Source organism: Nocardioides guangzhouensis (assembly GCF_004519545.1).
GTDB classification, from domain to species: Bacteria; Actinomycetota; Actinomycetes; order Propionibacteriales; family Nocardioidaceae; genus Nocardioides; species Nocardioides guangzhouensis.
Genome location: NZ_SDKM01000013.1, coordinates 120,038 through 132,033, shown reverse-complemented (window position 1 = coordinate 132,033; position 11,996 = coordinate 120,038). Strand labels below are relative to the sequence as shown.

The 11,996-nt window shown below is 69.1% G+C and carries 9 protein-coding genes; 8 read left to right on the top strand and 1 reads right to left on the bottom strand.

What is annotated here, in order from left to right; genetic code table 11:
• Nucleotides 1-121: 121 nt before the first annotated feature.
• The gene (locus EKO23_RS10845) at nt 122-1,360 is read right to left on the bottom strand and encodes a DUF349 domain-containing protein (protein ID WP_134717084.1); all 1,239 of its coding nucleotides are present in this window, start codon (nt 1,358-1,360) and stop codon (nt 122-124) included.
• 105 nt (nt 1,361-1,465) lie between these two features.
• Between EKO23_RS10845 and EKO23_RS10840 the strand changes: the two genes are divergently transcribed.
• From EKO23_RS10840 to EKO23_RS10805, 8 genes are all read left to right on the top strand, one after another.
• On the top strand, nt 1,466-2,179 hold the full coding sequence (locus EKO23_RS10840; RefSeq protein ID WP_134717082.1) for an MBL fold metallo-hydrolase: 714 nt from the start codon (nt 1,466-1,468) through the stop codon (nt 2,177-2,179).
• A gap of 30 nt (nt 2,180-2,209) precedes the next feature.
• Nucleotides 2,210-3,571, top strand: coding sequence for a histidine--tRNA ligase (hisS, locus tag EKO23_RS10835; protein WP_134717080.1), 1,362 nt, complete (start codon nt 2,210-2,212; stop codon nt 3,569-3,571).
• A 4-nt stretch (nt 3,572-3,575) separates the two neighbouring features.
• Entirely contained in the window at nt 3,576-5,348 is a 1,773-nt protein-coding gene (aspS, locus tag EKO23_RS10830) for an aspartate--tRNA ligase (RefSeq protein ID WP_134717078.1), read from the top strand.
• Between the two features lie 190 nt (nt 5,349-5,538).
• Nucleotides 5,539-6,555 carry an ABC transporter permease gene (locus EKO23_RS10825; RefSeq protein ID WP_134717076.1) on the top strand — a complete coding sequence of 339 codons (1,017 nt, stop codon included), beginning with the start codon at nt 5,539-5,541 and terminating at the stop codon, nt 6,553-6,555.
• Between the two features lie 101 nt (nt 6,556-6,656).
• Complete coding sequence (locus EKO23_RS10820) at nt 6,657-8,390, top strand: ABC transporter substrate-binding protein (protein ID WP_134717074.1); 1,734 nt, start codon at nt 6,657-6,659, stop codon at nt 8,388-8,390.
• A gap of 187 nt (nt 8,391-8,577) precedes the next feature.
• The gene (locus EKO23_RS10815; protein ID WP_134717071.1) at nt 8,578-9,594 is read left to right on the top strand and encodes an ABC transporter permease; all 1,017 of its coding nucleotides are present in this window, start codon (nt 8,578-8,580) and stop codon (nt 9,592-9,594) included.
• A 13-nt stretch (nt 9,595-9,607) separates the two neighbouring features.
• The gene (locus tag EKO23_RS10810; RefSeq protein ID WP_217702569.1) at nt 9,608-10,750 is read left to right on the top strand and encodes an ABC transporter ATP-binding protein; all 1,143 of its coding nucleotides are present in this window, start codon (nt 9,608-9,610) and stop codon (nt 10,748-10,750) included.
• On the top strand, nt 10,750-11,988 hold the full coding sequence (locus tag EKO23_RS10805; RefSeq protein WP_134717067.1) for an ABC transporter ATP-binding protein: 1,239 nt from the start codon (nt 10,750-10,752) through the stop codon (nt 11,986-11,988). Before EKO23_RS10810 ends, EKO23_RS10805 begins: the two co-directional genes overlap by 1 nt.
• The last annotated feature ends 8 nt before the right edge of the window (nt 11,989-11,996 follow it).

Here is an 11,996-nt window from a genome sequence, read left to right as displayed (position 1 = left end):
GTGACCCGGCACAGGATGTGCCGACTCACCGTGGGTGGGGTCGGTGACCCGGCACAAGATGTGCCGGGGCGGCGTGGGTGGGGGTCGGTGGCCCGGCACAAGACGTGCCGGGGCGGCGTGGTCAGCTCGAGAACTCCTGCGACGCCCGGCGGGCCATCTCGAGGAACGACCGGCGGGAGGCGAGGTTCTCCTCGAGCTCGGTGACCTTCTTCTGGTTGCCGTCGGCTTTCGCCTTCTCGAGGTCGCTCTCGATGTCCGCGATCGCGGCCTCGAGCTTGCCGACCATGTCGTCCGCGCGGGCGGACTTCTCCGGGTCGGTGCGCGCCCACTGCTCGTCCTCGACCCCGCGGATCGCCTGCTCCACCTTCCGGATCCGGCCCTCGAGCTCCTTGATCCGGTCGCGCGGCACCTTGCCGGCCGCGTCCCACCGTTCGGCGATGTCGCGGAAGGCACGCTTGGCGGCCTCGAGGTCGGTGACCGGGAGCAGCGCCTCGGCCTCGACCAGCAGCGCTTCCTTCACCTCGGCGTTGGCGGCGAACTGCTGGTCCAGCTCGGCGTTGGCCGCGTCCCGGGCACCGAAGAACTGGTCCTGGGCGCCGCGGAACCGCTTCCACAGCGCGTCGTCGACGTCGCGCGGCGCGGGTCCGGCGGCCTTCCACTCGCGCATGAGGTCGCGGTAGCGCCCGGCGGTCGGGCCCCAGTCGGTCGAGTCGGCGAGCTTCTCGGCCTCGGTCGCCAGCCGCTCCTTCACCACGCGCGCGGCGTCGCGCTTCTCGTGCTGCTCGGCGAAGTGGGCCTTGCGGCGCCGGGTGTACGCCGTGCGGGCGGTGGAGAAGCGGCGCCACAGGGCGTCGTCGGAGGCCCGGTCGAGCCGGGGGAGGCCCTTCCACTCCTCGAGCAGGTCACGGAGCCGGTTGGCGCCGTTGCGCCAGTCGGACGAGCCGGCCAGCCGCTCGGCCTCCTCGACGATGCCCTCCTTGCGGGAGCGGGACTCGGCCACCCGCTGGGCCCGCTCGGCCCGGCGCTCCTCGCGCTGCCGGTCGATCACGGCGGAGAGCGCGTCGAGCCGCGCCACCAGGCCGTCGAGGTCGCCCACGGCGTGCGCGTCGACCACCTGGCCACGGACCGTCTTCACGGACTCGACCGCCTCGTCGGGTGAGAGGGCGCCGCCCTTGATCCGCTGCTCGAGCAGCTCGACCTCGAAGGCCAGCGCGTCGTAGCGGTCGGTGAAGAACTTGAGCGCCTCCTCGGGGGTGCCTTCGGCGAACTGCCCGACCGACCGTTCTCCCTCGGCCGTCCGGACGTACACCGTCCCGTCGTCTGCCACCCGACCCCACGGGGCCCCCTGCTGCGCGCTCATGGTTGCCCATCGTAGTCAAACCCGATGCGGGCCTCGGTAGGCTCTACCCCTGTCGAGCGCCGCCCCGCCCGTCGTCCCCGAATTTCCCGTCACGAGAGGTCCTTCGTGTTCATCGCCGGATTCCCCGCTGGCCCGTGGGGGACCAACTGCTACCTCGTCGCCACCGGCCCGGGCACCGAGTGCGTGGTCGTCGACCCGGGCAAGGACGCGGCCCCCGGCATCGAGGAGGTGGTCCGGGAGCACCGGCTCAAGCCGGTCGCGGTGCTGCTCACCCACGGCCACATCGACCACATGTGGAGCGTCACCCCGGTCTCCGGCACGTACGACGCCACGGCCTGGATCCACCCCGGCGACCGGCACCTGCTCACCGACCCGATGGCCGGCCTCTCGCCCGAGTCGGCGCAGATGCTGCTGGGCGGGAAGCACACGTTCACCGAGCCCGACGACGTGCGCGAGCTCGCCGACGGCCAGGCGCTCGGGCTGGCCGGGCTCCAGGTCACCGTCGACCACACCCCCGGCCACACCGAGGGTTCGGTCACCTTCCGCACGCCGTACGGCGAGCAGGGGGTGTCCGAGGTGATGTTCTCCGGCGACCTGCTGTTCGCCGGCTCCATCGGTCGCACCGACCTGCCCGGCGGTGACCATCCGACGATGCTGCGCAGCCTGGCCGCCAAGGTGCTGCCGCTCGCCGACGACGTCGTCGTCCTGCCCGGCCACGGGGAGCAGACCTCGATCGGCCGCGAGCGGGCCACCAACCCCTTCCTGCAGGACCTGGCCGAGAACGCCCCCGGCACCGGCCCGGTCACCCGAGGACTCTGAGACACCCCGACGGAGAAGACCCCACACGAGATGAGCAAGCCCACCCCGCTGAGCGGGTTCCCCGAGTTCCTTCCCGACCAGCGGTTCGTCGAGACCGAGGTCCTGGCGACCCTGGCCCGCACCTTCGAGCTGCACGGCTTCGCCGGCATCGAGACCCGCGCCGTCGAGCCGCTCGACCAGCTGCTGCGCAAGGGCGAGACCTCCAAGGAGGTCTACGTCCTGCGCCGGCTGCACGAGGAGGGCGGGGGAGACGCCGGCATCGGTCTCCACTTCGACCTGACCGTTCCGTTCGCCCGCTACGTGCTCGAGCACGCGGGCAGGCTCGAGTTCCCGTTCCGGCGCTACCAGATCCAGCGCGCGTGGCGCGGCGAGCGGCCCCAGGAGGGCCGGTTCCGCGAGTTCACCCAGGCCGACATCGACATCGTCGGGCGCGACGTGCTGCCGTTCCACCACGACGTCGAGGTCACCCGGGTGATGCTCGACGCGCTCCGCCGGCTCGAGTTCCTGCCCGGTCTGCGGCTCCAGGTCAACAACCGCAAGCTGATCCAGGGCTTCTACGCCGGCATCGGGGTCGAGGGTGACGGTGTCGACGAGGTGATGCGGATCGTCGACAAGCTCGACAAGCTCGAGCCGGGGAAGGTGCGGGCGATGCTGGTCGAGGAGGCCGGGGTCACCGACGACCAGGCCGACCAGTGCCTGGCGCTGGCGACGATCCACTCCTCCGACGACGAGGCCGACGACGGGTTCGTGGCGCGGGTGCGGGCGCTCGGCGTCGACCACCCACTCCTCGACGAGGGCCTGGACGAGCTGGCCGCGCTGGTCCGCGGCTGCGCCGACCTGGCCGACGACCGGGTCCGGATCGAGGCCGACCTGTCCATCGCCCGTGGCCTCGACTACTACACCGGCACCGTCTTCGAGACCCGCCTCGACGGGTTCGAGTCGCTGGGCTCGATCTGCTCCGGCGGCCGCTACGACTCCCTGGCCAGCGACGGCCGCACGACGTACCCCGGCGTGGGGATCTCGCTCGGAGTCAGCCGGCTGCTGGTCCCGCTGGTCCAGCGTGGCCTGGTCGGGGCCAGCCGCGTGGTGCCGAGCGCCGTCCTGGTGGCCTTGGCCGACGAGGAGTCGCGCAGCGCGAGTGACGCCATCGCGACCGCCCTTCGGTCCCGCGACATCCCGTGCGAGGTGGCAGCGGCACCGCAGAAGTTCGGCAAGCAGATCCGGTACGCCGAGCGGCGCGGCATCCCGTTCGTCTGGTTCGCCGGAGCCGACGGAGGCCACGAGGTCAAGGACATCCGTTCGGGGGAGCAGGTGGCCGCGGACCCGGCCGCCTGGACCCCGCCCACCGAGGACCTGCGACCGCAGGTGACCACCAACGAGAGAGAGCAGTGAGACCGTGATCCGCACCCATGACGCCGGAGCCCTCCGCGCCGGAGACGTCGGCCAGACCGTGACCCTCGCCGGGTGGGTGGCCCGGCGGCGCGACCACGGCGGGGTGGCGTTCATCGACCTACGCGAGGCCAGCGGGGTGGTGCAGGTCGTGATCCGTGACGAGGAGGTCGCGCACAGCCTGCGCAGCGAGTTCTGCCTGAAGATCACCGGCGAGGTGTCGCTGCGCCCCGAGGGCAACGCCAACCCGAACCTCCCCTCCGGCGAGGTCGAGGTCATCGCCAGCGACGTCGAGGTGCTCTCCGCCTCCGCGGTCCTGCCGTTCCCCATCGACGAGCACATCGACGTCGGGGAGGAGGCTCGCCTCAAGCACCGCTACCTCGACCTGCGCCGCACCGGCCCCTCGGCCGCGATCCGGCTGCGCAGCGACGTGAACAAGGCGGCCCGTGACGTGCTCGATCGTCACGGGTTCGTCGAGATCGAGACCCCGACCCTGACCCGGTCCACCCCCGAGGGCGCCCGCGACTTCCTCGTCCCCGCGCGTCTCCAGCCGGGCAGCTGGTACGCCCTGCCGCAGAGCCCGCAGCTGTTCAAGCAGCTGCTCATGGTCGCGGGCATGGAGCGCTACTACCAGATCGCGCGCTGCTACCGCGACGAGGACTTCCGCGCCGACCGGCAGCCGGAGTTCACCCAGCTCGACATCGAGATGAGCTTCGTGGAGCAGGACGACGTCCTCGCGCTCTCGGAGGAGATCCTGTCGGCGTTGTGGGGGCTGGTCGGCCACGAGGTGCCCACGCCGCTGCCCCGGATGACCTACGCCGAGGCGATGGCGCGCTACGGCACCGACAAGCCCGACCTGCGCATGGGGCAGGAGCTCGTCGAGTGCACCGACTACTTCACCGACACGCCGTTCCGGGTCTTCCAGGCCGAGTACGTCGGCGCCGTGGTGATGCCCGGGGGTGCCTCGCAGCCCCGCAAGCAGCTCGACGCCTGGCAGGAGTGGGCCAAGCAGCGCGGCGCCCGCGGGCTGGCGTACGTCCTCGTCCAGGAGGACGGCGAGCTCGGGGGGCCGGTCGCGAAGAACCTCAGCGACGCTGAGAAGGCCGGGATCGCTGCCCACGTGGGCGCGGAGCCGGGCGACTGCATCTTCTTCGCCGCCGGCGCGACGAAGTCCAGCCGGGCGCTGCTCGGCGCGGCCCGCCTCGAGATCGGCCGGCGCTGCGGGCTCATCGACGAGGACGCCTGGAGCTTCCTGTGGGTGGTCGACGCGCCGCTGTTCGAGCCCACCGCGGAGGCGACGGCCTCCGGTGACGTGGCGCTCGGCTACAGCGCGTGGACGGCCGTGCACCACGCCTTCACCTCCCCGCAGGACCTCGAGTCCTTCGACAAGGACCCGGGCAACGCCCTGGCGTGGGCCTACGACATCGTCTGCAACGGCAACGAGATCGGCGGCGGGTCCATCCGTATCCACCGCGACGACGTCCAGAAGCGCGTCTTCACGGTGATGGGGATCGACGAGGACGAGGCCCAGGAGAAGTTCGGCTTCCTCCTCGACGCGTTCAAGTTCGGCGCGCCCCCTCACGGCGGGATCGCCTTCGGCTGGGACCGCATCTGCGCCCTCCTGTCCGGAAGCGACTCCATCCGCGAGGTGATCGCGTTCCCCAAGAGCGGGGGTGGGTTCGACCCCCTCACCGCGGCCCCGGCCCCGATCAGCGCCGAGCAGCGCAAGGAAGCCGGTGTCGACGCCCGACCGCAGAAGGATCTCCCGTCCGCCGAGTGACCCGCTGACGCCCGTCCGGCGGCCGCGCAGGCCGTCCGGACGGCGTCCGGAGCGGCAACCCGTCGTGTCCAGATCGTTACGCGCGAGTGATCGTCGGTGCGGCTCCCGTCACATAGAGTCCCCTTCGGCGCAGCGCTACCGGAGAGGTCGCGGCGCGCGTATTGTCAGAGATCCAGGCAACGAGGTGACGATGACTGTCCCGGTAACCGAGCTCGAGAGCCATGTCACGGCTCCCCCCGGCGAGGAGCCCGACGACTCAGGTGTGCAGAAGGTCGCCGGCCGCTCGCCGACGCAGCTGGCCCTGGCCCGGTTCCGCAAGGACAAGTTGTCGATGGCGGCGTTCTGCGTGGTCGCCCTCTACGTCGCGACCGCGCTGGTCGCGCCGATCCTGGTGAAGACCGGGGTCCTCGACCCGCTGACCCTGCACCAGGACCTTCTCGATGTGAACATGGGCGGTATCCCCAAGGGCAGCTTCGGCGGCATCAGCGCCGACCACTGGCTCGGCGTCGAGCCCGGCACGGGCCGCGACGTGCTGTCGCGGCTCGTCTACGGGATCACCTGGTCGCTGTTCATCGCCCTCTCCGCCACCTTCGTGGCGATGGGGATCGGCACCGTGCTCGGCATCATCTCGGGCTTCTCGGGCGGCTTCACCGACAGCGTGATCGGCCGGGCGATCGACCTGACCCTCTCGTTCCCCAGCACCATGATGCTGCTGGCCCTCTCCGGCGTCGCGGTCGCGTTCATGACCGGCACCCTGCAGGTCCCGGCCGGCGACGTCGCCAACGCGCTGTACGTCATCCTGGTACTCGGCTTCTTCGGCTGGCCCGGCATCGCCCGCATCGTGCGCGGCCAGGTGCTCTCGATCCGCGAACGTGAGTTCGTGGACGCGGCCAGGCTGCTCGGAGCCTCCCGCGGGCGTCTCTACTTCAAGGAGATCCTGCCGAACCTCTGGGCCCCGCTGCTCGTCTACTTCACCCTGATGATGCCGGCCTTCATCTCGGCCGAGGCGGCCCTTTCCTACCTGCAGGTCGGCGTGAAGCCGCCGACCCCCACGCTGGGCAACATCCTCACCGACTCCATCAACTACTCGGTGGCGGACTTCGTCTTCTTCTTCACCCCGGCGTTCCTGATCATGATCATCGTGGTCAGCTTTAACCTGCTCGGTGACGGACTTCGGGACGCTCTCGACCCGAAGACCCACCGCTGACCCTCCGTCAGCTACTCACCGAACCCTCAAGGACTTCGGCAGCACAGCGTTGCCGAAATGTTGCCGCCGCCCACGGCGAGTGACACACAAAAGGAGAACAAATGGCCATCAATCGAAAGCCGATCGTCGCGGTTGCGGCAGCGGCAGTCGTCTCGGTGTCCCTGGCTGCGTGTGGTGGAGGCTCCACTAGCGGCGACGGGGGCGGCAGCTCGAAGGAGGCGAGCAAGGGCGGGACCCTCTACTACCTGACCCGCACCTCCGCGGAGCACATGGACCCGCAGCGGATGTACGTCGGTCGTGACCTGTCGAACATGAACCGCCTGGTCTACCGCGGCCTGACGACCTTCCCGATCACCGACGACCCCGACGCGAAGTTCTCGGTCGTCCCCGACCTCGCCACCGACACCGGCACCGCGAGCGACGGCGGCAAGACGTGGGAGTTCACCATCCGCGACGACGCCAAGTGGGAGGACGGCAAGCCCGTCACCTGCGAGGACTTCAAGTACGGCATCTCGCGCACCTTCGCGACCGACGTCATCACCGGTGGTCCGAACTACATCCTGAGCTACCTCGACGTGCCGGTCGCCCCGTCCGGCCTCCCGGAGTACAACGGCCCGTACAAGGGCGACCACCAGGAGGACTACGACAAGGCCGTCACCTGCGACGGCGCCAAGCTGACGCTGCACTTCCGCAACGCGTGGCCGGACTTCAACTACGCCGCCGCGTCGCTCCGCTCGTTCGACCCCTACCGCGAGGACAAGGACCAGGGCGAGAAGTCGAACTACCAGATCTTCTCCAACGGCCCCTACAAGCTCGAGGGCAAGTGGGACGCGACCCAGGGCGGCACCTTCGTCCGCAACGACCAGTACACCGAGTCGTCGGACGAGTCGGACTCGCGCCAGGCCAACCCGGACAAGATCGTCTACACCCAGGGTCTCGAGAACGAGGTCATCTACGACCGAATCATCGCCGACTCGGGTGACGACGCGTACGCCATCACGGACCGTCGTGTCCCGCCGGCGTACTACACCCAGGTCACCGGTGAGGTCGCGGACCGCTCGTCGCTCGTCGACTCGCCGTACGTCAGCTACCTGCTGCCGAACTTCAACCAGATGAAGAACCTGAAGGTTCGCCAGGCCCTCTACATGGCGACCGACGTCGTGGCCTCCACCACCGCGCTGGGCGGCGACAAGGCGGGCACCCCGGCCAAGTCGATCGTGGCCCCGAACATCATCGGTTACGCGGAGAACCCGAACTTCACCGCGCCGCCGGAGGGCGACCCGGAGGCCGCCAAGGCGCTGCTGGAGGACTCGGGCGAGAAGCTGCCGTACCCGATCAAGTTCACCTACGCCGGTGGTACGCCGACGCTGGACAAGCAGGCCGCCGCGCTGGCGGAGGGCTGGAAGAAGGCGGGCTTCAAGGTCACCCTGGACCCGCTGACCGACACCTACTACACCATCATCCAGAAGCCGTCGAACGACGCTGACGTCGTCTGGGGTGGCTGGGGTGCCGACTGGCCGTCGATCGCGACCGTGATCCCGCCGCTGTTCGACAGCCGCATCAACCTGACCGAGAACTCCAACGGCCAGGACTACGGCAACTACAAGAGCGACACCGTCAACAAGATGATCGACGAGGCCGCTCAGATCGCCGACGTGGACGAGCAGGCGGCGAAGTACACCGAGATCGACGACCAGCTGGGCAAGGACGTTGCCTACATCCCGCTGGAGCTCACGAAGTTCTACTTCGTGCGCGGCTCGAAGGTCACGAACTACATCAACAACCCGATGACCTCCGGGTTCCCGGACCTCGGCGCCATCGGCGTGGAGAACTGACCGGATAGTCGACAGAAAATCGCGTGAGCCGGGGGGCTCACCAACGAGTGAGCCCCCCGATACCATTCGGGGTGGGGAGCATCCGTGCTCCCCACCCCGACACGCGGCCTGACGTGCGGCCAGACCGCCCGTGCTCCTTGTCCGTCATCGACGGGGCGTGACCCGCCCCCAGAGGTGGTACTAACCCGTGACCGCGTACATCATCCGCAGGATGTTCACCGGGATCATCATGCTGATCGTGATGTCCATGGTGACCTTCCTGCTCTTCTTCTCCTCCCCGGTGAACCCCGAGGACTTCGCCTGCGGCAAGAACTGCTCGCCCGCGCTGAAGGCGCAGACCAAGAAGGCGCTCGGCTACGACGAGCCCGTGACCACCCAGTGGGTCAAGTTCGCCAAGGGTGTGTTCGTCGGCCGCGACTTCCCGGACGACCCGGCCCTGAAGGAGAGCGCCCCCGAGACGATCGCCGAGTGCCCGGCCCCGTGCCTGGGGTACTCCCGGACGACCAACTCCACGGTCACCGAGCAGATCAAGGAAGCCTGGCCGATCTCGCTGTCGCTGGCGATCACCGCGTTCTTCATGTGGATGATCGGCGGCATCGTCTTCGGCGTCATCGCCGCCCTCCGCCGAGGCTCCATCATCGACCGCGGCATCGTCGGGGCGTCCCTCGTCTTCTACGCCTTCCCGACCTTCTTCATCGGTCTGTTCCTCTACAAGTTCCTCGCGATCAAGTGGGAGATCGTCAAGATCCCCGAGTACGTCCCGATCTCCGAGGGCGGCGTCTCCGTCTGGTTCCAGGGTCTGCTGCTGCCGGCGTTCACGCTCTCCCTGGTCTACATGGCTGGCTACGTCCGCATGACCCGCGCGTTCGTCCTCGAGTCGATGGGTGAGGACTACCTTCGCACCGCGAAGTCGAAGGGCCTCGCTCCGCGCAAGGTGCTCTACAAGCACAGCATGCGCGCCGCGCTGACCCCGCTGGTCACCATGGCCGGCCTCGACCTCGCCGGCCTCATGGGTGGCGCGATCATCACCGAGCAGGTCTTCAACTACCCGGGGCTGGGGAAGCTGGCCGTCACCGCCACCCGCAACTTCGACCTGCCCCTGGTCGTGGGTATCGTGCTGGTGCTGGCCGCCGTCGTGATCGTCGCGAACCTTGTCGTCGACCTGCTGTATGCCGTCATCGACCCGCGGGTCCGGGTCGGCTGAGAGAAAGACACTGATGACTTCACAGGCACCCCTGCTGTCCGTCAAGGACCTGAAGGTCCACTTCCCGACCCAGGACGGCATCGTCAAGGCCACCGACGGCCTCAGCTTCGACCTCGAGTCCGGGAAGACCCTCGGTATCGTGGGCGAGTCCGGGTCGGGCAAGTCGGTCTCCAGCTCGGCCATCCTCGGGCTGCACCGCGGGACCAGCGCCAAGGTCTCCGGCGAGATCGTCCTCAACGACACCGACCTGCTCACGATCAGCGACGAGCAGATGCGTCGCCGCCGCGGCAAGAACGTGGCGATGATCTTCCAGGACCCGCTGTCGGCGATGCACCCCTACTACACGGTCGGCAACCAGATCATGGAGGCCTACCTGGTGCACAACAAGGTCTCCAAGCGGGAGGCGAAGACGCGGGCGATCGAGATGCTCGACCGCGTCGGCATCCCGCAGCCGGACCGCCGGGTCAACGACTACCCGCACCAGTTCTCGGGCGGCATGCGGCAGCGCGCGATGATCGCGATGGGGCTGATCAACAACCCCGGCCTGCTGATCGCCGACGAGCCCACCACGGCCCTCGACGTGACCGTGCAGGCGCAGATCCTCGACCTGCTCCAGGACCTCCAGCGGGAGTTCAACGCCGCGATCATCATCATCACCCACGACCTCGGCGTGATCGCAGAGATGGCCGACGACGTCCTCGTGATGTACGCCGGTCGCGCGGTCGAGTACGGCCCGTGCAAGGAGATCCTGACCCACCCGGAGATGCCCTACACATGGGGCCTGCTCTCCAGCGTGCCCGACGTCACCGGTGACACCGACGCAAGGCTGATCCCGATCCCGGGTCTGCCGCCGAGCCTGCTCAACCCGCCGTCCGGCTGCGCGTTCCACCCGCGGTGCACGCACAAGGACAAGGTGAAGGGCAACCTCTGCAAGACCGAGATGCCCGAGCTCCTCCCCGGCAACCGGGGGCCGGAGCACACCAAGCGGTGCCACCTCGCCGACCCCGAGCAGATCTACTTCACCGAGATCCTGCCCGAGATCGCGCCAGACCTGGTCGAGGAGTTCGCCGAGGTGAACCCGGACGGGTCCGTGGGTGACGCGGAGCCGGTCCGTTCCTCCGACGCGGCTGCCGAGGCCGAGGAGAAGAAGATCTGATGACTGACCAGACCGTGACCTCCGACTCCGGGAGCGCCAAGAGCGCCGAGCAGAGCTCCGAGTTCGCCGCCTCCCGCCTCGCGGGAGGCGACGGACGGGATGCGATCCTCGAGGTGGAGAACCTCCGGATGTACTTCCCGGTGAAGTCCTCGGGCGTGATCCGCCGCACCGTGGGCCACGTCCAGGCCGTCGACGGCGTCTCGTTCCAGGTCCCCGCAGGTGGCGCGCTGGGCCTGGTGGGGGAGTCCGGTTGTGGGAAGTCCACGACCGGCCGCCTGATCACGCGGCTCTACCAGCCGACCGGCGGCAAGATCATGTTCGAGGGCAAGGACATCGCGGGCCTGTCGCCGAAGAAGCTGATGCCGCTGCGACGCGACATCCAGATGATCTTCCAGGACCCCTACACCTCGCTGAACCCGCGGCACACCGTGGGCGCGATCGTGGGCGCGCCGCTGCTGATCCACAACGTCGTGCCGAAGAAGAAGGTCCTGCCTCGCGTCCAGGAGCTGCTCGAGGTCGTGGGCCTCAACCCGGAGCACTACAACCGCTACCCGAACGAGTTCTCCGGCGGTCAGCGCCAGCGCATCGGCATCGCCCGCGCGCTCACGCTGCAGCCGAAGCTGCTGGTCGCGGACGAGCCCGTCTCCGCGCTGGACGTGTCGATCCAGGCACAGGTCGTCAACCTGCTCCAGGATCTCCAGCGCGAGTTCGACATCTCCTTCCTGTTCATCGCGCACGACCTCGCGGTGGTCCGGCACTTCTGCCCGGAGGTCGCGGTCATGTACCTCGGCAAGATCGTCGAGATCGCCGACCGCGAGACCCTCTACAACCACCCGCAGCACCCCTACACGCAAGCCTTGCTGTCCGCGGTGCCCGACGTGAAGCAGGCTGCGATCGGTGGTCGCCGGGAACGGATCCGTCTCGAGGGCGACGTCCCGAGCCCGATCAACCCGCCCTCCGGCTGCCGGTTCCGCACCCGTTGCCCGCTGGCCCAGGAGATCTGCGCCAAGCAGGAGCCGCCGCTGCTTCAGATCGGCGAGCGGCACAAGGTCGCCTGTCACTTCGCGGGCGAGATCGGGCAGCACCCGACCAAGCCCGTCACAGCGCGCCTGCTCGGGATCGACGACCAGGGCAACCCGGACCCGGGTGCCACCCCGGACCCGAACGCCGTCGAGCAGCCCGGCTTCGCCGACACCTGGTACGACGTGCAGGGTGGCCACCTCGGCGCGAAGGCCTGATCGCTCCC